Below are 21,171 nucleotides of genomic sequence, written 5' to 3' on the forward strand. Positions count from 1 at the left end.
AGTCCTGGGTTGTCACAGGCCAAAGCAAAGCCGACCTGCGGGTCGGCTTTTTCATTGCTCATGCGGCCTAGCTCTGGGGCCTAGTGTGCCTGCTTGCTCTGTGTCTGACGCTGCGGACAGCTGGCGCAAGCCTGTTCGCACAGCCCGGCACCGGTCAGCGACTGCTTGAGCGCACACACCGAGCGGCGGCAGGCAATGAAGCGGATGTCCTGCTCTGCCGCCAGCGAGCGGAAGTGGCGCATCACATTGTGGCCGAGGAAATCGGTAAACAGGATCAGCAAGTCGGTCCCTGCCGGCAGGCGGTCCAGCTTGCGCTGGTGCGAGCTGTTGCGTCCGCTCAGGTGACGGTGAATCTGGATGCCATGTTCCTGCAGCACGGACGGGATGTTGCCCAGGGTATCTGCGCCTACCAGCATTGCGTTCATGAGTGACTCCTGTCGGATAAGTTTTGCAAATGATAATCATTACCATTTACAAATGCAAGTCCAACAGCATTCCATCTGCATGATGGTGTTGCGGGCTGCCTACTGTGGCTACTGGCCCGCGCCTGTACTCAGGGCAGGGCCTGTACGCGGATGCGCACGCTGTGGCTTTGCTGTCCCTGCTGCTGACTACCGCCGATCAGCAGGCTTTCCCATCCCTGGCTGTCCTGTGTGATACGCGCCACCTCCAGCCACTCACCCAATTGGCCTTCCACCGTGCTGGACAACTGGCTGCCCGTGCGTTGCGTGCCGCTGAACGCCTGCTGGCTGACGGCCAGTTCGATGCTCACCCGCTGCCCGTTCAGCCGCGGGCGAGCATAAAAACCGGTGATGGCATCCTGCATGCTGCTGCCACGCAGCATGCCGCCCTGTGCTGTCAGCATCAGCCAGGGCAGCGGGCGGCTTTGCACCAGTTGGATAAAGCCGCTGCGCCCGTCCAGCAAGGTGAGGCTTTGCAGGCTCTGGCTGCGCTGGCTGCGGCTGTCGTCTTGCGCGGACAAGGCAAGGCCATTGCCAGGCTGACCCGGCATGATGCGGCCGATGCTGATGCTGCCTTGCACTTGCACCCCGGATTGGTTCTGCGCATTGCTGCCGGACTGGTTCACCTCCAGGCGCAGGCTGGCCGGGCGCAGGTCCAGTTGTCTGGCCAGCGCCGCCAGTTGGGCTTCCCGCGCCGGGCTGGCGTCGATGATCAGCTTGTTGTCCATCGCGCTCAGTCTTTCATCTGGCCGCAGTTGCGGCTGCAGCGCCGCTTGCAGTTCGCTGGGCGCGCGCCAGTTGAGTTCGACCAGTTGCAGCGCCTGGGCGGCGCTGTTGGCCAGCAAGAGCGCAACAAGTAACACGGAACGCATTTACAGCTCCTTGCCGGAGCGCCAGATCGACCAGATCAGCCACACGCTGTTGAACAGCGCAATCATGAAGCCGATGAAGCCAAAGAAGGGCAGGCCGAACAGCTTGGGCCCGGCGTTCACCGTCATCACGATGGAGGAACCGATGATCAGGCAGCCGGTGACAATGGCCATGGTCAGGCGGTTGGTGCTGCGGTCCAGTTGCTTGCCAAAGCTGTCCAGCCGCTGCAGGTCCAGATTGATGCGGAATTTGCCCTGGCGGATGTCCTTGGACAGGCGCAGGATGTCGCGCGGCAGGCCGGTGAGCATGCCCAGCGTTTCCTGCAGGGTGAGCTTGCCGCGCTTGAGCAGGGTTTTGGGGTGGTAGCGCGCCACGATCAGTTCGCGCACGAAGGGCGTGATGTGTTCCACCAACTGGAAGTTCGGGTTCAACTGCCGGCCCAGCCCTTCCAGCGTGATCAGCGCCTTGAACAGCATGGCCATGTCCGGCGGCAGCAGAATGCCGTGGTCGCGGATCAGCGCCATGATGTCGTTGATCAGCTGGCTGATGTTGAGGTCTTTCAGCGGCACGTGCTCGTACTGGAACATGAATTCGCTGATGTCGTAAGCAAATTTCTGCTCATCCACCGGCGTGTTGCCAGTCCACTCGACCAGCACATCCATCATCGCGTGTTCGTTGCGTTCGCCTAATGCCGCCAGCAGGTCGACGATTTCATCACGCCGACCATGGCTGATGCGTCCCACCATGCCAAAGTCGATGAAGGCAATACGGTGTTCCGGCAGAAAAAACACATTGCCGGGGTGCGGATCGGCGTGGAAAAAGCCGTTGAGCAGAATCATTTTCAGCACCGCATCCGCGCCGCGGCTGGCCAGCAGCACCGGGTTAAGCCCGCTGTCGGCCAGTTGGTCCAGCCGGCTGGCTGACAGACCGTCGATATGCTCCTGCACGTTGACTGCCGGATTGGTGTAGTCCCAGTACACCTTGGGCACCACCACTTGCGGATCGTCGGCAAAGTCACGGGCGAAGCGTTCCATATTGCGCGCTTCCACTGCCAGGTCCATCTCGCGCTTGAGCGAGCGGGAAAACTGGCTGACGATTTCCGCCGGCTGGAAGCGCCGTGCATCGGGGAATTCCAGTTCGATCAGCGTGGCCAGATGTGCCAGGATGCGCAGGTCGGCATCTACCTTGTCGACAATGCCGGGCCGACGCAGCTTGACCGCCACATGGCTGCCATCATGCAAGGTGGCAAAATGCACCTGGGCGATGGAGGCCGAGCCGATGGGCTTGTCATCAAAGCTGGCAAACAGCTCTTCCGGCGGTTTGCCCAGTGCCTTGATCACCAGCAGGCGTACCGAAGCCGGGTCCACCGGCGGCACGGTGGACTGCAGTTTTTCGAATTCGGCAATCCACTCGGCCGGGAATACGTCCACCCGCGTGGACAGGATCTGCCCCAGCTTGATGAAGGTGGGCCCCAGTTCTTCAAAGGCCAGCCGCACCCGCACTGGCGTGGGCAGGCCGGCATCGGCATCCGGCAGGTGCAGATTCAGCCATTCGCCGGCTTTTTCCATCGCGCGCGGCAGGCGCAGACGCTGGGCGAACTCGCCCAGACCGTGGCGGATGAGGATGCCGCTGATTTCCTTCAGGCGCGGAAGATCGCGCATTGCAACAAGAGTTTCTCTGAGCATGGGCTATCTGGTGTCCAAGTTGGCTTTACACTCCCGTCCCTGTCCGATAGAGTGCGGCCTATGAAATTGCAACTCCGATTACTCGCCGTGATGCTGGCTGGCGTCATGGTTTTTGCCCAGGCCGCACCTGAAAAAACTGCGCAGGACGCACGGCCCAAGGTCGAGGCCTCGGAAGACCCCATTGCCAAGTATGCCTCGCCCGGCGAGGATGCTGTAGGAGATTTGCTGCTGCAGGCGATGAGCCTGTTGGGTGTTGCCTACCGTTTCGGGGGCAATTCGCCGGTCAGCGGCCTGGATTGCAGCGGCTTTGTCCGTTATGTGTTCCAGAAATCCCTCAAGGTCAATTTGCCACGCACCTCGGCCGAGATGGCGCATATCGGCAAGGCTGTCGATAAAAGTGAACTGGTGGCCGGTGATCTGGTCTTCTTCAACACCCGTGGTTTTGCCTACTCCCATGTCGGCATGTATATGGGCAATGGCAAGTTCATCCATGCGCCGCGCACCGGCCGCAATATCGAAGTGGTCAGCCTGAACCAGAGTTACTGGCAAAGCCGCTGGAATGGTGCGCGTCGCATCAACCGCAGCAATGTCAACAACGTGGTGGCCGAAGAGGCCGACACCTCAGGTGACAGCGTTGCGGCCAGGGCGGCGGGCAGCAGTGCAGGTGCCGCCAAGATGAAGTGCCGCAAGGGCAGGAAGTGCAAGCCGGTGGCCGAAGCCACTGTCAGCAAGAAAAAGGCTGGCAAGCAAGCCGGCAAGGCTGACAAGGGCAGCAAGCCAGCCAAAGCGGCCAAAGCCGGCCACGGTAAAAAGAAAAAGTCCGCCAACTGACAGCGTGGCGGGCTGTCATCACCACGATGCCCGCCTGTGCGGGCATTGCGTTTTCAGGAATAGCCAGACATGGCCATGAATATTGAAATTCCGGTATGGAAAGACCCGCAGGGGGGTATTGTCGCCTGTGTGGAAAAGATCAAGGTAATGAATGAAAACCTGGAAGAGTTGCAGCAGATGGCGCAGGACGCGCTGGAAGATGCCATCCTGATGGGCTGCGACGAAGGCCAGGTGAAGGACTTTCTGGTACGCCTGATGCAAAGCCTGCATAACCCCTACCAGAGCTGAAAGGCAATCCGGCATGCAATGGCCTTTTGAAGTCCTGATCGGGCTGCGTTATCTGCGCGCCAAACGGCGCAACGGTTTTATCTCCTTTATTTCCCTGATTTCCATTGTCGGCATTGCGCTGGGTGTGGCCGCGCTGATCATCGTGCTATCGGTGATGAACGGTTTCCAGAAGGAAATCCGTGGCCGCATTCTCAGCGTGGCGTCCCATGTGGAAATTTCCGCCTTTGATGGCCGGCTGCCGCAATGGCAGAGCATGGCCAAGGTGGCGGAACGCGATAGCCACGTGCTGGCGGCAGCGCCCTTTGTCAATGGCCAGGGCCTGTTTTCCGCCTATGGCAATGTGCGTGGCGGCATGGTGCGCGGCATTGAGCCGGTACTGGAAGACAAGGTGGTGGATGTGGGCCAGCACATGCTCAAGGGCAGGCTGGAGGCGCTCAAGCCCGGCAGTTTTGGCATCGTGCTGGGGGTGGAGCTGGCACGGCAGCTGAATGTCGGCCTGGGGGACAAGGTAACGCTGTTTACCCCGGAAGGCACGGTTACGCCCGCCGGCATGATTCCGCGCTACAAGCAGTTCACCGTGATTGGCATTTTCAAGGTGGACATGTTCGAGTACGACGCCTCGCTGGCGATGATTCATCTGCAGGACGCGCAGGTGCTGTCGCGCATGGGGGATACCGTCAGTGGCGTGCGGCTGAAGCTGGATGATCCGATGCTCGCTCCGCTGGTCAAGGCCAATTTGCAGCAGGCCTTGGCTCAACAGGCGCAGGTGAGCGACTGGACCGATACCAATGCCAATTACTTCCGTGCGGTGCAGATTGAAAAACGCATGATGACCATCATCCTCACCCTGATCGTGGCGGTGGCGGCCTTTAATCTGGTGTCCACGCTGGTGATGGTGGTGACCGACAAGCAGGCCGATATTGCCATCCTGCGCACCCTGGGCGCGGCACCGTCCAGCATCATGAAAATCTTCATGATCCAGGGCTCGGTCGCCGGGGTCAGCGGCACGCTGGCCGGGGTGGTCGGTGGCGTGCTGGTGGCCTTGAATCTGGATGTGATCGTGCCGCTGATCGAGCGCGTGCTGGGCACCAAATTGCTGTCCAGCGAGGTGTACATGATTGATTACCTGCCTTCCGATGTACAACTGGGAGACGTCAGCACCATTACCGTGATTGCCCTGTTGCTGGCCTTGCTGGCCACCATTTATCCAAGCTGGCGCGCAGCGCGCACCCAGCCGGCGGAGGCGCTGCGCTATGAGTAATGTGCTGAACTGCCGCAATCTGGGCAAAACCTATAGCGAAGGGCGGCTCAACCTCACCGTGCTGTCCGATGTGTCGCTGAGCGTGGACAAGGGCGAGCGACTGGCCATTGTCGGCGCCTCCGGTTCGGGCAAGAGCACGCTGCTGCACTTGCTGGGCGGGCTGGATACGCCCAGCCAGGGCGTGGTGGAAGTGCTGGGGCGCGATCTGGCCGGCCTGTCCGAAGCCGAGCGTGGTGTGCTGCGCAACCAGTCGCTGGGCTTTGTCTACCAGTTTCATCACCTGTTGCCGGAATTTTCGGCGCTGGAAAACGTGATGATGCCCTTGCTGATTCGTCGCCTGCCGCGCCAGGAGGCCGAGGAGCGTGCGGCCAGCATGCTGACGCGGGTTGGCCTGGCCCAACGCCTGCAACACAAGCCGGGCGAGCTGTCCGGTGGCGAGCGGCAGCGGGCCGCCATTGCCCGCGCGCTGGTGACCGAGCCTGCCTGCCTGCTGGCAGATGAACCCACCGGTAATCTGGATTACCAGACCGCGCGCCAGGTGTTTGACCTGATGCTGGAACTGAACGAGGGCCTGGGTACCAGCCTGATCATCGTTACGCATGATCTGGAGCTGGCAGCCCGTGCGCAGCGTACCTTGCGGCTGGTGGAAGGCCGGCTGCAGGACGCGGCGCTGGCCTGAGTGTCACCCTGAAACCTCCGGGAGAAACGGATGCTGTTTGTTCGTGAAGAAATGAGTTTCGACTCGGTCATGCTGGTGATACAAACCGGGTCGGGGCTGATCCAGCTGCTGCTGGGTGTGTTATGCCTGCTGGCCGGCACTTTTGCCGCCCGGCAGTCCTTCCGGCGCTGGTTTTTGCACCACCCGGAACGCTACGAGCATTTTCTGCCCTATGCGGCCTTCCGGCTGGTGCTGCCCACGGTGTCGCTGGGCTGCATGCTGCTGAGCATCCTGATCTGGAACTGGCTGACTCACAGCCGTCCGCACCTGCTGCCGCTGTTTACCGCCATGTTGTTCTGGCTGGGGGTGATCCGCCTGTTTACCGCAGTCATGCGCCAGGCGCTGCCGCAAGGCAAATTCGAACGCAATTCGGAACACTTCATCGCCACGGTGCTGTGGCTGGGCTTTGTCAGTTGGGCCATCGGCTTTGATGATGTGATGCTGGACTGGCTGCAGTCGGTGTCCTTCAGTGTGGGTAAAACCCATCTGGACTTGCTCACCATCCTCAACGCCATGCTGTGGGTGTCCATCATCGTGGTGGTGGCCTTGTGGGTCAGCCGGGTGATTGAAGCGCGGGTGATGGCGCTCAAGCACATGGACCTGTCCTTGCGCATCGTGTTTGCCAAGATGGCGCGCACCTTGCTGATTGTCGTGGCGGTGCTCATTGCCCTGCCGGTGGTGGGGATAGACCTCACCGTGCTGTCGGTATTTGGTGGTGCGCTGGGTGTGGGGCTGGGTTTCGGTCTGCAGAAGATTGCCAGCAACTATGTGTCCGGCTTCATCATCCTGCTGGACCGCTCCATCCGCATTGGCGACCGCCTGATGGTGGACAACCGCGTTGGCTACGTCACGCGCATTACCTCGCGCTACGTGGTACTGAAAAGCGCCGATGGCTCGGAAGCGCTGGTGCCGAACGACGCGCTGATTTCCAATACCGTGATCAACCAGTCCTACTCGGACAAGGCGATGTGGATCAGCCTGCCCATCCAGGTGGATTACGGCACCGATCTGGATCAGGCGCTGGCGGTATTGCGTGAGTCGGCCGCCCATCCGCGGGTGCAGACCGCTCCGGCCCCGGCCGCCTTTGTCACCGCCTTTGCCGATAGCGGCATCAATCTGGAGCTGGGCATCTGGGTGAAAGACCCGGAAAACGGTTTCATGGGCTTGCGTTCGGAAATCTATCTGGCCATCTGGCGGCGTTTCAAGGAGCTGGGCATCGAGATTCCCTATCCGCAGCGGGATGTGCGTATTGTCAGCGATGTGGCCGTGGCGCTGCCCGGCAAGGGAGAGCAGGCATGAGCGGCAAAAAACTGGCCATCGTGGATGATGATGCTGCCGTCCGGCAGGCGCTGATCTGGCTGCTGGACGGCCAGGGTTATCAGGTAAGCGGTTTCGAGAGCGCGGAAGAGTTTCTGGCCACCGGCCCGGATATCAGCTTCAACGGCTTGATTGTCGACCTGCGCATGTCTGGCATGTCCGGCATCATGCTGCTGGAGCGGCTGGCCGGCCTGGAGTACTGCCCGCCTGCCATCATGCTGACCGCCCATGGCGATGTGCCGCATGCGGTGGCAGCCATCAAGCTGGGGGCGCTGGATTTCATGGAAAAGCCCTTCGATGACGAAGTGCTGCTGGCGCGCGTGGATAATATGTTGCAGCAGGATGAGGCCAACCGCGCCAGCCATGCCCGCCGCCAGCGCGTGGGTGGGCTGCTGGCACAGCTTACCGAGCGCGAGAAGGAAGTAATGCAATTGATTCTGCTGGGCAAGCTCAACAAGCAGATTGCCGAGGATCTTTCCATCAGCATGAAGACGGTAGAGGTCCATCGCTCGCGCGTGTTCGAGAAAATGGGCGTCAAGTCTGCGGTGGAGCTGGCCGGCCTGCTGGCTGCCAGTCAGGCCGACAGTGGCGGGAGCCGTAGCGATGGGCACTAAACAGCCGGTGTCGGTGCTGGTGGTGATCCACACCGTGGATGGCCAGGTTCTGCTGATCGAACGGGCGGACAAGCCCGGCTACTGGCAATCGGTCACTGGCAGCCGCGAAGGCAGCGAGGCCCTGCTGGAAACAGCCCGGCGCGAGGTGCTGGAAGAAACCGGGCTGGATGCCGACCAGCATGTGCTGAGTGACTGGCAATTGCACAACCGCTACGAAATCTACCCGCACTGGCGGCATCGCTATCCTGCCGGCGTCACGCATAACGACGAGTATGTGTTTGGCCTGCAACTGGACAAGCCGCAGCCGGTGCAACTGGCTCCCGGCGAGCACACCGCCCAGCAATGGCTGCCATGGCAGCAGGCCGCCGCGCTGGTGTTTTCCCCGTCCAATGCCGCTGCCATTCGCCTGCTGCCCAGCCGGCTTGGCCTGGTTTAAGCCTCAAGAGTGCAGCAGGTAGCCGCAGCATGCGGCGGCAGCCATCACCCTGATGATGCCCAGCTTGTAACGCAGCAAGGCCACGGCAGCCGCCAGTGCAATCAGCAGCGCCGTCCAGTCCGGGCCGGCTTGCCAGCCCTGCGGCCACAGCACCTGCCAGCCAAAAAACAGCGCCAGATTGGCAATCACCCCAACCACGGCTGCGGTAATGGCGGTGAGCGGGGCGCTCAGTGCCTGGCTGTCATGGCTGCGTTCAATCAGCGGCCCACCAGCCAGGATGAACAGAAAGGATGGCAGGAAGGTAAACCAGGTCACCAGCGTGGCGGCCAGCGTACCTGCCAGCGCCGGCGACAACATGCTCACATGCTGGTAGCCGCCGACAAAGCCGACAAAGGCCACCACCATGATCAGCGGGCCGGGCGTGGTTTCACCCAGTGCCAGGCCATCCATCATCTGTCCGGCACTCAGCCAGCCGTAATGTGCCACCGCACCCTGATACACATAGGGCAGCACCGCATAAGCACCGCCAAAAGTCAGCAAGGCGGCCTTGGTAAAGAACCAGCCCATCTGGGTGAAGGGGTGTTGCCAGCCCAGCAGACTGTAGAGCAGCAGCATGGGGCCACACCATAGCAGGCCGCCGGCCAGCACGACGCGCAGCAGACCGCCCCGGCTGAAGCGGGCATGGGCCGGGGTGGGCGTGTCATCATCAATCAGCGCCGGACCGCCATGCTGTCCGGGCTGGCCGTGGCGGGTGTTGGCGCGGGCAAACACGGCTGGCCAGCGGTACTTGGCCAAGTGGCCGGTCAGTGCGGCGGACAGGATGATGAGCGGAAACGGCAGTTGCAGCAGCGACAGCCCCAGAAATGCCGCCAAGGTCAGCAGCCACAGTCCCCGGTTTTTCAGCACGCGCTGGCCAATGCGCAGTGCCGCCTGCAGCACGATGGCCACGATGGCTGGCTTGAGGCCATAAAACAGCCCGGCCAGTAGCGGGAGCTGACCAAACACCAGATATCCCCAGCTCAGCCCAATCAGGATGAATAGCGAAGGCAAGACGAACAGTCCGCCGGCCATGATGCCGCCTGCACTGCGATGCATCAGCCAGCCGATATAGGTGACCAGTTGCTGTGCTTCCGGCCCCGGCAGCAGCATGCAGTAGTTCAGCGCATGCAAAAAGCGCCGTTCGGAAATCCAGCGCCGTTTCTCCACCAGCTCCTGGTGCAGGATGGCAATCTGCCCGGCTGGTCCGCCAAAGCTGAGGAAGCCCAGCTTGAGCCAGAAGCCAAATGCCTGGCGCAGGCTGACAGGGGCTGGCACTTGTTGTTCTGCGGTGTTGTGCATGGTGGGGCGCTGGGTCCTGGCAGGAGGGTGCTTGGATTGTCGGCAATTTGTCTGGCAATGACAAACTTCGTCACAAAACAGGCAAGGACATCAGCGGTGGCTGTCGTTACAATCCGTTTTTAAATTTTCATGTAACCTTACTGTCATGTCTGCACTGGAAAGCATCAATCAGGCCTGTTTCCTGTTCATCAACGCGACACCTGCCTCCGCGGCATTGATGCTCAAGCTGGCCATCTTCTTTGCCAAATACCTGATTTTGCTGATTCCGGTGCTGCTGCTGGCCATGTGGTTGTGGGGGGATGCGGCCCAGCGCGAACGCGCACTCAAGGTGCTCAGCAGCGTGGCGCTGGCCTTGCTGGCGAACCAACTGATTGGCCTGCTGTGGGATCACCCGCGGCCCTTTGCCATTGGGCTGGGATATCGTTTTATCAACCATGTGGCCGATCCATCCTTTCCCAGTGACCACACCACCATCTTTGCCACCACCGCCTTTGCCTTCTGGCTGGCCGGCAAGGCCGGGCTGGGCCAGTTGCTGCTGGGCATGACCCTGCTGGTAGGCTGGGCGCGCATTTACCTGGGCGTACACTGGCCGCTGGACATCCTGGGCGGCCTGCTGCTGTCGCTGCCCTACAGTTGGCTGCTGCACCGGCTCTGGCCCTTGTTCGGTTCCAGCCTGGTGTCGGCGGTCAACCGCAGCTATCGCTGCCTGCTGGCCAGACCGATTGCCCGTGGTTGGCTCAAGGCCTGAAGGCTGGGCCGCTGCGGTAATCAGCAAGCAGGCCAGCGCCGCGTTCTTGCAGCGCGCGCTGCCACTCAGGCAGTCAGCTGCAGCCAGCCTTGCATCATCATCACCAGCGCTATCACCACCATAAGCAGGCTGGACAGATAAGGCAGACGCCGCGCCGCATCATCCAGCCTGCCCATTTTCTGTCCCAGCTTTTGTGCGCCCCAGGCGGCAAGCACCCCCACGCTGACCAGCGAAATCGCCAGCCCCAGGCTGAAGGACGCCACCATGGTGATTCCCAGTGCCACCCGCTTGAGCTGCAGGCACAGCAGCAAAATGGTGACCGAGGCCGGACAGGGCATCAGGCCACCGGTCAGGCCAAACAGGGCAATCTGGCCGGTGCTGACGGTTTGCCCGGCAAAGCGGCGGGCAATTTCATCGGCATGTGCTTTTTCGTGGGGATCCTGATAGACCGGCTCGGACCGGCGCGGCCGCTGCAAAGCGGAGTGGCTTGCCATGGCCGGGCGCATGCCGCTGGCTTGCAGCCGGCCTGCTTGGCGGTAGCCCTGTTGTGCCGCCGCACCAATGCGCAGGCTAAAGCGGTGGCTGTGGTCGCCGTGCTGCATGTCCAGGGTGACATCAAACTGATGTGGCGCTGCCTGCGGGCTGGCTGACTGCAGATACGCTCCCTTGGGCTGCAAGACATGGCTTTCTTCGCTGCCGTCATCGCGGCGCAGGTGCAGTACATAGCGGACATCGCCAGCGGCTTGTTGCGGCCGCATGCGCGGGGTGTAGCAATACAGTTGCCAGCATGCGCTGTTGTGGTCGAGCAGCAGCTCCACCACCCCGTGTCCGGTATTGATGATCTGGCCGCCGTGCGGAGCCTGCTGCCAGGCGCGGGCAGCCAGATTGTCCAGCCGGGTGCGCCAGAACATCCAACTGGCAATCCCCAGTACGATCAGTCCCGATAGCAGCAGCAGCCATGGCTCCGCCTGCTCTACCAGCAACTGGTTGCCAAAGTGCAGCGCGGCAGCGGCCAGCAACCACACCACCAGCGAATGCGACAGGGCCGCACACAGGCCCAGCAGCACGGCCTGGGCAATGCTGCCGCGGATGGCGATGATGAAGGAGGCCATCAGTGTCTTGGAATGGCCGGGTTCCAGCCCGTGCAGCGCCCCCAGCAGGATGGCGGAAGGAATGAACAGCCACAGATTGGTGGAGCCTTGCTGTATCAGTTGGAAAAGAGGTGGCATGATGTCGGGTTCACGATGAGCATTGCCTGGCAATATACTCCACCCCAGTATATTTTGAGAAAGAAAATCGCCGCATGGGACACACCGTCAAGGGAAAAAAGCCTTTACTGGCAAGGGTAAGACGCATCAAGGGCCAGGCTGCAGCCATTGAGCGAGCGCTGGAAGAGGGCGAGGAGTGCATGGCGGTGTTGCAGCAGATTGCTGCCATCCGCGGTGCGGTAAACGGCCTGATGGCCGAGGTGCTGGAAGGTCATTTGCGCGAGCATTTGCTGTTGCCTGCGCCCGCCGCAGGCGAGCCGGAACAGCCTCCGGCGCGGCAGGAAGAGGTGGATCAGGTGATGCGGATTGTACGCTCCTACCTCAAGTAACACGCCTAGCCATCCCTGTTTCTGGCGGCGGGACTGCTGCTGCAGGTGGGTGGCGCACAGCAAACCGGTGGTTATTTGCGAAAATGCCTGGCGCAAGGCCCCCTGATTGCGCTATGGATAAGCCATGAAACCGCTCAATATCACCACCTACAATATTCACAAGGGCATGTCGCCGCTGAATCGCCATCTGCGGGTCAACGAGATTGCCCATGCGCTGGAAACCCTCGCTCCCGATCTGCTGTTCCTGCAGGAAGTCCAAGGCAAGAATCTGTTGCGCTCCCTGCGCCATGAGGGCTGGCCGGTCCAGCCGCAGCATCACTATCTGGCGCGGCGGCTGGATCACAAGGTGGTGTATGGCCTGAATGCCGCTTATGAGCATGGTCATCATGGCAATGCGGTGTTGTCTCGCTATCCCATCATCGAATGGTGTAATCGTGACATCTCGGTCAACCGTTTTGAAAGCCGCGGTGTATTGCACTGCATGATGCTGCCCAAGGGCTGGCACCAGCCGGTGGCGGCATTGTGTGCGCACCTTAATCTGCTGGCACGCGACCGGCGCAAGCAATATGCCAATCTGGTGCATTACATTCGCGAGGCGATTGCCCCGGATGTACCCATCATCCTGGCGGGGGACTTCAATGACTGGCAGGGCGAGGCCTCAGACTGCCTGCGCGAGGCCGGCTTGCAGGAAGTCTTCCAGCAATATCGTGGCCACCATGCCTCCAGCTTTCCTGCCCGTTTGCCGGTATTGCCGCTGGACCGCATCTATACCCGTGGCTTGCGCACCGTCAGTGCCGAGGTGCTGCACGGGCGGCCATGGTCGCGCCTGTCCGACCACTTGCCTCTGACGGCATCGCTGCTTCCAGCCTGAAAATGCTGATGTTCGATATGAAACATCAGTATTTGGCGATTGATAAAACCATGCCGTAATCCTGCTTTATAAGCAGCAAAATTTCCGTTTTACTGCAAAGCTTGCGCTTTTAGGGCAGGAATACTGCGTCAGCCTTGACGTAAAGCGAAAATTGATGTTCAATACCGGAAATTAATCGCCGATTTGACACAGCTTGCGGGCGTAAAACAGCTAAAGCGTGGGTAAGCAGACCCCGTATCAATTCAGCTTCTGCTTATATAATCTTTTCAGTATTCAAAGATTCCATGCATAAAGCCCGCCAGCGTCATCGGCGGGCTTTATGCATTCCGGAGTATTTGAATGATTCATTTGCAAAATATCCGCAAGCGTTTTCGCCGCCCTGACGGTGGCTGGTTTGACGCTGTCCGCGATACCTCGTTATCCATCGCGCCGGGTGAAGTGTTCGGCTTGATCGGTTTTTCCGGTGCGGGCAAATCCACCTTGCTGCGCCTGATCAACCTGCTGGAGCGTCCCGATAGCGGTGCCGTCATCGTGGCGGGCCAGGATCTTACCGCCATGGACGCACGCGCCTTGCGCCGTGCCCGCCAGCAGCTAGGCATGGTGTTCCAGCAGTTCAACCTGATGGCCAACCGCACGGTGGCCGGGAATGTCGCCTTTCCGTTGGAGATTGCCGGCTGGTCCAAGGCCGATATCGCCCAGCGCGTGGCGGAATGTCTGGAGGTGGTTGGCCTGAGCGACCGTGCCGAACATTACCCGGCCCAGTTATCCGGTGGTCAGAAGCAGCGGGTGGGCATTGCCCGGGCGCTGGCTCCGCGCCCCAAGGTGATTCTGGCCGACGAGCCGACATCTGCCCTCGACCCCAAGACCACCCAGTCCATCCTCGACTGTCTGCAGGATATCAACCGGCGCTTTGCTGTCACCGTGGTGATCGTCACCCATGAAATGCATGTGGTGCGCTCCATCTGCCACCGTGCTGCCGTGCTGGATGCCGGCAATGTGGTGGAAGTGGTTGAAGTCAGTGCCGGCGTGGTGGATGCACGCTCCGATCTGGCCCGTTCTCTGCTGGAGGCTGCGTGATGGAAGAACTGACTTTTGTTGCGGCACTGGCCGATCTGTCCGGCATGGCACCGGAAATCTGGCAGGCCTGTCGCGAAACCGCGCTGATGCTGGCCGTGGGACTGGCGGCGGCCATCGTGCTGGGTGGTCCGCTGGGTATCCTGCTTTACCTGTCGCAGCCGGGGCAGTTGTTTGCCAACCGCCTGATCAACAGTGTGTTGGGCTGGACGGTCAATTTGGTGCGCTCCTTCCCCTTCATCATCCTGATGGTGTCGCTGGTGCCGCTGACCCGCTTGCTGGTGGGGAGCACCATTGGTCCGGTGGCCGCTGCGGTTCCGCTGTCGATTGCCGCGATTCCCTATTTTGCCCGGCTGGTGGAACAGACCCTGCGCGAAATTCCACGCGGGGTGGTGGAGGCGGCGGAGGCGATGGGGGCCAGTCCCTGGCAAATCATCTGCAAGGTGCTGCTTAACGAAGCACGCGCCGGGCTGATTTCCAGCCTGACCATTCTCACCATCAGCTTTCTGAGCTATTCCGCCGTGGCGGGTGTGGTGGGCGGTGGTGGCATTGGTGATTTGGCCATCCGTTATGGTTATTACCGTTTCCAGACCGATGTGATGGTGGCCATGGTGCTGCTGCTGGTGCTGATCGTGCAGATCATCCAGTTTGTCGGCAATCGGCTGGCGGCGCGGCTGGACAAGCGTTAAACCGGAAAACCAGACCGGACGGCCATGGCCAGTCCGGCATTTGCAGCCGCTGTCCGACGGATGTCAGGCAGACCGGCAGATCCCTTACCTGATATTGCAAGGAGTTTTCATGCGTAGATTCGTCATCAAGGCGCTGGCCGCCTCGTTGCTGTCGCTGGCCGTGGCCGGCTCCGCCCTGGCTGCCGACCCGGCCAAAAAGGAAATCGTGATTGGCACCACTGTGGGTGACTTTGGCGATATGGTCAAACAATCGATCAAGCCCATCCTGGAAAAACAGGGCTATGCGGTAAAACTGGTGGAATTTACTGACTATGTGCGGCCCAACCTGGCATTGCAGGAAGGTGCGCTGGACGTGAATGTCTTCCAGCACAAGCCCTATCTGGACAATTTCGTCAAGGAACACAAACTCAGCCTGAAGGAAGTGTTCCAGGTACCTACCGCGCCGCTGGGCATCTATCCTGGCAAGCTGAAGTCGCTGAAAGAGGTGAAGGACGGCAGCACCATTTCCGCACCGAATGACCCGTCCAACTTTGCCCGCGCGCTGGTGATGCTGAGCGATCTGGGCTGGGTAAAGCTCAAGCCGGGCGTCAATCCGCTGACCGCGTCCGAGCGTGACATTGCCGTCAACGTGAAAAAACTGAAGATCGTGCAACTGGAAGCCGCCCAGTTGCCGCGTTCGCGCAGCGACGTGGACTTTGCCGTGATCAATGGCAACTACGCCACCAGTTCCGGCATCAAGCTGACCGAAGCCATCTTCCAGGAAAAGAGCTACGCCTACATCAACTGGGGTGTGGTGCGCGCTGCCGATGCTGGCAAACCCTGGGCGCGTGATGTGATTGCCGCGTACAACAGCAAGGCATTCAGCGACTGGGCGAAGAAGAAATACGCCGGTTACAAATTGCCGCAAGGCTGGAAGTAAACCGGCCAAGGTTTAACTGCCGGGCTGCCCGCCGTGACAGCCCGTGCCGGATTTTCTTGTAACACTCCTGGCTACAAGACTTGTGCGGAGGGCAATGCCCTCCGTCTTTTTTTGCCTGCGCGCTTAGGCCGGCTTTCACTCGCAGACGCTGAACGGGGCCGGGCTGTCCATGAGGCAGGCACTGGCAGTGTGCTGGCCGCTGTGGAAGACCGCTTCGATGTAATTGCCATCCGGGTCGCGCAGCAGGGTGGCCGATTTCAGTCGCGGTCCGCTGTCATCTTGCCCGGCAGCTTGTCCGCCAGCGGCAAGGCCGGCCTGCTGAAAGCGCCGTGGCAGATCGGGGTCGCCAGTCTGGAAGGCAAGGTGGACATGGCTGTGCTGCCCGGTGGTGGTAGAGACAAACAGTTCGTCAGCCCAGAAATAGTCCGGGCCTTCCGCCGTGAGTTCACGGCCCAGTACTTGCAGCACGGCGCGATAAAAGCGTTTGCTGGCGGCCAGGTCGCGTACCTGCAGGTGGACGTGGTCTAACAGTCTGCCAGAGTGGTATTGCATGGGACGTCTCCTCTGCGAAGCGCCCTGGCCAACTGTTTGCTGCGCGTAGCAGGCTGTGGTGTGGCGCTTCTTTATTGAACAGCTTTTGTCCCATCATACGCCGCTGCATCGGCGCTGCCCATGCATGCCGGGCAAGATTCAGCGTGCCAGCCATTCCTCGACAAACTGCTGGCGGAAACTGAGCAGCCGTGCCAGCCTTTCCTCCGCCATGGCCTTGCCCGCGGCGGTGTGCATCATGCCGGGCAGCTTGGCCAGCTTGACATCGATATGGTCGAGCGCAAATTCGCGGTCATCCAGTGCCCGGCCTTCGCCCAGCGGATTATCCGGATGTGCCAGTTGCCGGCCCATGCGACCGGAGGTGTAGAACATGCGGGCCAGGCCGATGCTGCCCAGCGCATCCATGCGGTCGGCATCCTGCACGATTTTGGCCTCGATGCTGTGCGGCGTGATATTGGCGGAAAAGCTGTGTGCTTCGATGGCATGGGCTACCGCGGCAATCCGGTCGGCGGGAAAGCCGTTTTCTGCCAGCAACTGGCTGGCCTTGGCTGCGGCCATGCGTGAAGCTTGTTCACGCTGAGGATGATTTTTGGGCAGATTGACCAGGTCATGCAGGTAACAGGCGGCCAGCACCACCAGTGCATCGGCTTGCGCATGTTGCTGCATGATGCGGCGTGCGGCGGCCCATACCCGGTGGAAATGTGTCAGGTCGTGGGCACCGTCTTCATCAGGCGCTTGCTGCTGCAACAGCGCAATCAGCTGTTGTTGCCAGTATTGCAGCGCGACATCGTTGTGCGTGGTCATGGCGGTATTCCGCTAAGTGGGGCAGCGATTACACCGCTACAGCCCGATGGCGTCAACCATGTGGGCTGCAGGGTGTGCAACTTGCCGGCTCAGACCGACTGCAGGCAATACTCGCGCGCGATGGCTGCCGCCAGGCGGGCGTTGTTCAGTACCAGCTGAATATTGGAAGCCAGACTGTTGCCGCCAGTCAGCTCGCATACGCGGGCCAGCAGGAAGGGTGTGGATTCCTTGCCGCTGATGCCTTGATCCGCCGCTTCCTGCAGGGCTTGGTTGATGGCCGCGTCAATCTTGTCGGCGGGCATGGCGTATTCAGCCGGAATGGGGTTGGCCACCACCATTCCGCCGTGCAGATCCAGTTCCCATTTAGCCTGCATCGCCGCGGCGATGTCGGCAGGATGGTCCAGCCGGTAGTCCACCTTGAACGCGCTTTCGCGGGTGAAGAAGGCCGGCAGGGTGGAGGTCTGGAAGCCAATGACCGGTACGCCATGGGTTTCCAGGTATTCCAGCGTCAGGCCCAGGTCCAGAATCGACTTGGCACCGGCGCATACCACGGTGACGGCAGTCTGGGCCAGTTCTTGCAGATCAGCCGAAATATCGAAGCTTTGCTGTGCGCCACGGTGTACGCCACCAATGCCGCCAGTGGCAAATACGCGGATGCCGGCCATGGCGGCAATGATCATGGTGGAAGCCACGGTGGTGGCACCGGTCTGGCGTGCGGCCACGATGAAGGGCAGGTCGCGGCGGCTGACCTTGACCACTTCCCGGCCACGTTTGCCCAGTAGCTCGATTTCATCTGCCGTCAGGCCGGCTTTCAGGCGACCGTCGATAATGGCAATGGTGGCTGGCACCGCGCCATGGGCGCGCACTTCAGCCTCAACCTGCAGCGCGGTGGCAACATTCTGCGGATAGGGCATGCCATGGGAAATGATGGTGGATTCAAGTGCCACGACCGGACGACCGACAGTCAGCGCGGCGGCGACTTCAGGATGAATATCAAGATGGCTGTATTGCTTCATGATTGCTCCGCATATTGCAAGGTGATGCACATGTGCTGGACGGCGGCCAGCGACAGGGTGGGGTTGTTGGTGGCGGCACAGCCCAGTGTCAGGGCGGCGCAGGCCTGGGCCAGTTGGGTGGCTTCGTCCAGCGGCTGCTGCTGCAGCCAGCCCCAGGCAAGCCCGGCCATCAGGGCATCGCCTGCGCCGGTGGTATTGACGATGTTCACGCGGGGCGCAGGGCTCCAACCCCGCACGCTTGGGCTGCTGTAGTACACGCCTTGTTCCGCCAGGCTAAGCACGAGTTGCGTCACCCCCTGGTGATGGAACCAGTCGGCAACGGCGGCGGCCTGGCTGGCTTGATCCAGTGGCAGGCCAGACAGCGCGGCGGCTTCCAGCCGGTTGGGTTTGAGTGTGTGGATCTGCCCCAGCCAGGGCCGGATGCGCTCGGCCTTGAACGCCGACACGGTATCCATGAACACCGGGGTGTCGCCGGCTTCGGCAAACAGCCAGGCCAATGCCTCTGCCGACAGGTTGGCATCGGCCACGATCAGCCCGGCATGGCGCACCAGTTCACGCTGTGGGGCAAGGCGGGCGGCGTCCAGTCGCGACAGGATGTCCATGTCGTTGATGGCAATGGCCATGTCACCGTCCGGACCATGCAGGGACAGGTAGGTGGATGTGGCGGCATCGGGTAGCAGCAGGACCGGGCGGACATCCACCCCGGCGCGCTGGGTGCTTTCCAGCAAGGCTCGGCCATATAGATCGTCGCCCACGGCGGTGATCAGGCGGCAGTCTGCTCCCAGTCTGGCCAGGTTCTCGGCAATATTGCGTGCCACACCGCCAGGCGAGCAGCTGACCTGCCCCGGATTGGAATCGCCTTGCCGCAGGCGATGGCTGCTGCTGCCACGGATGTCCATATTGGCACCGCCCAGGGCCACCACATAAGGGTTGTCCGCCAGGATATAGCCCTTGCCCAGAATATGGCCCTTTTGCATCAGCTTCATGATGTGGCCGGCTACCGCCGAGCGGCTGATGCCCAGTTGGTCGGCCAGTTGCTGCTGTGGAATCAGCGGGTCCTGGCGCAGCAGTTGCAGGATTTCCTGTTCACGTTCAGTCATTAAACAAATGTTTGCGCATAAAACATTTGTTTATGGTAATGGCTGGCGTGCGCCAGGGTCAAGCTGGCCGGGTGCCAGCCCTGCGGTGCAGCCGCATTTCTTGCACAGGACCACGCAAACGGGGCTATAACTTTCTTACTGGTTGCGCAGCGACTGGCGTGACCAGCCTTTCACCGGGAAAGGTGAATAACCCGTTCGCAGGCTGGACGGGTTTCTTTTTGGTGGCTTTCCAATGCAACAGGCCGCCAGAGCGGGTCGGGCGGCCTGTGCGGGCGTTGAGGTGATTTACAGCCGGTACTGGCTGAGTGTGCTGATTTGTTGTCGTGCCAACTGGTCCAGATGGCGCGCGCTGCTGGCGGCTTCTTGTGCAGCCGAGGATGCTTCCTCGGTCATCTGGGCAATCTGTTCCACTTGTACCGCAATATTGTTGGTGGCCTTGCCTTGCTCCTTGATGGCATCGGAAATCTCGCTGACCATATGTACGGTATTGCCCGTGGCATCGCCAATCTGCTTGATGGCCTGGTCGGCATGATCGGCACGCGTCACCCCGTTGCGTACCAGTTCTTCTGCACAGCGCATCTGCTCGGTGGCCTGGCGGGAGCGGTCGCGCATGGCATTGATGGTGGAGGAGATTTCCTGGGTGGAGCTGCTGGTGCGCTCGGCCAGCTTGCGTACCTCGTCTGCCACCACGGCAAAGCCGCGGCCCATTTCGCCAGCTCGCGCCGCTTCGATGGCGGCATTGAGCGCCAGCAGATTGGTCTGGTCGGCAATATCCTTGATCACCCCCACCACGGTATCCACCTGGGCGCTATAGGTGTCCAGCTCGCGAATGCTGCCTCCGGCATGGTCCACCGCGCTGGAGATTTCCCGGATGTCCTTGATGGTCTGGCTGATGGTGGTGGAGCCCTGATGTGCCAGTGTGCCGGCATTGTGTGCCAGATCGCGCGATTCTTCGGCACGGGTGGCCACGTGGTTGACGCTTACCGTCATCTGCTCGATGGTGGCGGCCATATTGGCCGAGGATGAGGATTGCGCATCCGCTGCTGCAGCCACTTGGGTGGCGGTTTGCGACAGATCCTGCGAGGCGGATGCCACCGAACGCGCGCCGTCCAGAATGGATTTCAGATTGGTTTGCAAACCAGCCAGCAGGCTGTTGAATGCCGTGGCGGTGAGACCGATTTCATCCTGCTGGATCACCGGGGCGCGCTGGGTGAAGTCCAGCGACTGGCTGACCTGCTGCAGGGTGTGCTGGATGGAAGTCAGGCCACGGCTGATGCTGCGGAACAGGGTGACGCCCATGAACAGTACCAGCAAGGTGACAGCGGCAATCATGCCGCCGGTTTGCAGCATGGAAGCGTTATAGGCAGCCTTGTTGGTTTCCAGGGTGTCGAAGGCCAGTTTGAGGTTGTACTCGGTATGGGCATTCAAGGCCTTGCGCAGCTCTGCACCGGTGGTATTCAAGGGGCCACTGCGCAGCATGGCATCAGCCAGATCTTCTTTGCCTGATCGCGACAAGTCAAAGTACTTGCTGCGTTCAGCACGATAAGCAGCCAGCTTGGTTTTGTCGTCTTGCAAGAGCTGGCGGTCGTGATCATCCGTGATCAGGTTTTTCTCGTAATCATTCAGCAGCTCGTCCAGCTTTTTGTCAGCCTCGCCGGACATGGCTTCGGCTGCCGCTTTTTCCCCCGCAGTATGCGATACCGAGTGTTGGATGATGGCACTGCGGATGTCCATGAAGGCATACAGCATGCCGTTCAGGTCACGAATGCTGGGCGCAACATTACTGATGGTGTCTTCAAAACGGTTGCTGGCCTGCTTTTGCTGGTAAATGCCAAAGCCGCCCACCAATAATAAGGCGAGTAGGGCAATGACCAGGGTCAGGATGAGGCGGCGGATGATGGTCATGAGATGGTCCTTGCAGAAAGCGCTTTTGTTGCGGATTACCTGGTTATTAGTATGGCTTGACTACGTATTTATACCTATAG

23 protein-coding genes are annotated in these 21,171 nt (G+C 60.8%); 13 read left to right on the forward strand and 10 right to left on the reverse strand.

All coding sequences use genetic code 11. The annotated features are described in order from the left end of the window. Positions 1 to 80: 80 nt before the first annotated feature. From DLM_RS04090 to DLM_RS04100, 3 genes are all read right to left on the reverse strand, one after another. Positions 81 to 425, reverse strand: coding sequence for a DUF2325 domain-containing protein (locus DLM_RS04090; RefSeq protein WP_089083103.1), 345 nt, complete (start codon positions 423 to 425; stop codon positions 81 to 83). A 128-nt stretch (positions 426 to 553) separates the two neighbouring features. Beyond that, positions 554 to 1,333 carry a hypothetical protein gene (locus DLM_RS04095; RefSeq protein ID WP_089083104.1) on the reverse strand — a complete coding sequence of 260 codons (780 nt, stop codon included), beginning with the start codon at positions 1,331 to 1,333 and terminating at the stop codon, positions 554 to 556. After that, positions 1,334 to 3,016, reverse strand: a complete 1,683-nt coding sequence (locus DLM_RS04100) for an ABC1 kinase family protein (protein WP_089083105.1) — start codon at positions 3,014 to 3,016, stop codon at positions 1,334 to 1,336. A 60-nt stretch (positions 3,017 to 3,076) separates the two neighbouring features. On the opposite strand from DLM_RS04100, the gene DLM_RS04105 reads away from it, so the two are divergent. The 7 genes from DLM_RS04105 to nudB all read left to right on the forward strand — a co-directional run bounded on the left by DLM_RS04105 (position 3,077) and on the right by nudB (position 8,481). Beyond that, positions 3,077 to 3,847 carry a C40 family peptidase gene (locus DLM_RS04105; protein WP_089083106.1) on the forward strand — a complete coding sequence of 257 codons (771 nt, stop codon included), beginning with the start codon at positions 3,077 to 3,079 and terminating at the stop codon, positions 3,845 to 3,847. Positions 3,848 to 3,922: 75 nt separating this feature from the next. Further along, a complete protein-coding gene (locus DLM_RS04110) occupies positions 3,923 to 4,135 on the forward strand; it encodes a hypothetical protein (RefSeq protein WP_089083135.1) in 213 nt (70 codons plus the stop codon). Positions 4,136 to 4,148: 13 nt separating this feature from the next. Further along, a complete protein-coding gene (locus DLM_RS04115) occupies positions 4,149 to 5,396 on the forward strand; it encodes a lipoprotein-releasing ABC transporter permease subunit (RefSeq protein WP_089083107.1) in 1,248 nt (415 codons plus the stop codon). Continuing rightward, positions 5,389 to 6,075: a lipoprotein-releasing ABC transporter ATP-binding protein LolD gene (lolD, locus tag DLM_RS04120; protein ID WP_089083108.1), complete on the forward strand. Its 687-nt coding sequence runs from the start codon at positions 5,389 to 5,391 to the stop codon at positions 6,073 to 6,075. Before DLM_RS04115 ends, lolD begins: the two co-directional genes overlap by 8 nt. A 30-nt stretch (positions 6,076 to 6,105) precedes the next feature. Then, entirely contained in the window at positions 6,106 to 7,413 is a 1,308-nt protein-coding gene (locus DLM_RS04125; protein ID WP_089083109.1) for a mechanosensitive ion channel family protein, read from the forward strand. After that, positions 7,410 to 8,045, forward strand: coding sequence for a response regulator transcription factor (locus tag DLM_RS04130; RefSeq protein WP_089083110.1), 636 nt, complete (start codon positions 7,410 to 7,412; stop codon positions 8,043 to 8,045). Before DLM_RS04125 ends, DLM_RS04130 begins: the two co-directional genes overlap by 4 nt. Further along, positions 8,035 to 8,481, forward strand: a complete 447-nt coding sequence (gene nudB / locus DLM_RS04135; protein ID WP_089083111.1) for a dihydroneopterin triphosphate diphosphatase — start codon at positions 8,035 to 8,037, stop codon at positions 8,479 to 8,481. The genes DLM_RS04130 and nudB overlap by 11 nt, the downstream gene beginning before the upstream one ends. A 3-nt stretch (positions 8,482 to 8,484) precedes the next feature. Here the strand turns inward: nudB and chrA are convergent, their stop codons facing one another. Beyond that, the gene (chrA, locus tag DLM_RS04140) at positions 8,485 to 9,819 is read right to left on the reverse strand and encodes a chromate efflux transporter (RefSeq protein WP_089083112.1); all 1,335 of its coding nucleotides are present in this window, start codon (positions 9,817 to 9,819) and stop codon (positions 8,485 to 8,487) included. Between the two features lie 145 nt (positions 9,820 to 9,964). Here chrA and DLM_RS04145 point away from each other — a divergent pair, with 145 nt between their 5' ends. Continuing rightward, positions 9,965 to 10,567 carry a phosphatase PAP2 family protein gene (locus tag DLM_RS04145; protein ID WP_089083113.1) on the forward strand — a complete coding sequence of 201 codons (603 nt, stop codon included), beginning with the start codon at positions 9,965 to 9,967 and terminating at the stop codon, positions 10,565 to 10,567. A 65-nt stretch (positions 10,568 to 10,632) separates the two neighbouring features. Here DLM_RS04145 and DLM_RS23830 read toward each other — a convergent pair whose 3' ends face one another. Then, entirely contained in the window at positions 10,633 to 11,796 is a 1,164-nt protein-coding gene (locus DLM_RS23830; protein ID WP_089083114.1) for a sulfite exporter TauE/SafE family protein, read from the reverse strand. 74 nt (positions 11,797 to 11,870) lie between these two features. Here DLM_RS23830 and DLM_RS04155 point away from each other — a divergent pair, with 74 nt between their 5' ends. The 5 genes from DLM_RS04155 to DLM_RS04175 all read left to right on the forward strand — a co-directional run bounded on the left by DLM_RS04155 (position 11,871) and on the right by DLM_RS04175 (position 15,717). Next, positions 11,871 to 12,164 (forward strand): metal/formaldehyde-sensitive transcriptional repressor, encoded by a 294-nt coding sequence (locus tag DLM_RS04155; RefSeq protein WP_089083115.1) that lies wholly within the window; start codon positions 11,871 to 11,873, stop codon positions 12,162 to 12,164. Positions 12,165 to 12,288: 124 nt separating this feature from the next. Then, the gene (locus tag DLM_RS04160; protein ID WP_089083116.1) at positions 12,289 to 13,035 is read left to right on the forward strand and encodes an endonuclease/exonuclease/phosphatase family protein; all 747 of its coding nucleotides are present in this window, start codon (positions 12,289 to 12,291) and stop codon (positions 13,033 to 13,035) included. Between the two features lie 339 nt (positions 13,036 to 13,374). Next, entirely contained in the window at positions 13,375 to 14,112 is a 738-nt protein-coding gene (locus tag DLM_RS04165; protein WP_089083117.1) for a methionine ABC transporter ATP-binding protein, read from the forward strand. Beyond that, on the forward strand, positions 14,112 to 14,798 hold the full coding sequence (locus DLM_RS04170) for a methionine ABC transporter permease (protein ID WP_089083118.1): 687 nt from the start codon (positions 14,112 to 14,114) through the stop codon (positions 14,796 to 14,798). Before DLM_RS04165 ends, DLM_RS04170 begins: the two co-directional genes overlap by 1 nt. Before the next feature lie 109 nt (positions 14,799 to 14,907). Next, entirely contained in the window at positions 14,908 to 15,717 is an 810-nt protein-coding gene (locus DLM_RS04175) for a MetQ/NlpA family ABC transporter substrate-binding protein (RefSeq protein WP_089083119.1), read from the forward strand. A 135-nt stretch (positions 15,718 to 15,852) separates the two neighbouring features. Here the strand turns inward: DLM_RS04175 and DLM_RS04180 are convergent, their stop codons facing one another. From DLM_RS04180 to DLM_RS04200, 5 genes are all read right to left on the reverse strand, one after another. Next, positions 15,853 to 16,269 carry a VOC family protein gene (locus DLM_RS04180; RefSeq protein ID WP_089083120.1) on the reverse strand — a complete coding sequence of 139 codons (417 nt, stop codon included), beginning with the start codon at positions 16,267 to 16,269 and terminating at the stop codon, positions 15,853 to 15,855. Between the two features lie 138 nt (positions 16,270 to 16,407). Further along, positions 16,408 to 17,070: an HD domain-containing protein gene (locus DLM_RS04185; RefSeq protein WP_089083121.1), complete on the reverse strand. Its 663-nt coding sequence runs from the start codon at positions 17,068 to 17,070 to the stop codon at positions 16,408 to 16,410. Between the two features lie 89 nt (positions 17,071 to 17,159). Beyond that, entirely contained in the window at positions 17,160 to 18,086 is a 927-nt protein-coding gene (locus DLM_RS04190) for a pseudouridine-5'-phosphate glycosidase (protein ID WP_089083122.1), read from the reverse strand. Beyond that, the gene (locus DLM_RS04195) at positions 18,083 to 19,186 is read right to left on the reverse strand and encodes a PfkB family carbohydrate kinase (protein WP_089083123.1); all 1,104 of its coding nucleotides are present in this window, start codon (positions 19,184 to 19,186) and stop codon (positions 18,083 to 18,085) included. Before DLM_RS04195 ends, DLM_RS04190 begins: the two co-directional genes overlap by 4 nt. A 285-nt stretch (positions 19,187 to 19,471) precedes the next feature. Next, entirely contained in the window at positions 19,472 to 21,091 is a 1,620-nt protein-coding gene (locus tag DLM_RS04200) for a methyl-accepting chemotaxis protein (RefSeq protein WP_089083124.1), read from the reverse strand. Between the last annotated feature and the right edge of the window lie 80 nt (positions 21,092 to 21,171).

The organism is Aquitalea magnusonii, from assembly GCF_002217795.2.
Taxonomy (GTDB): Bacteria; Pseudomonadota; Gammaproteobacteria; order Burkholderiales; family Chromobacteriaceae; genus Aquitalea; species Aquitalea magnusonii_B.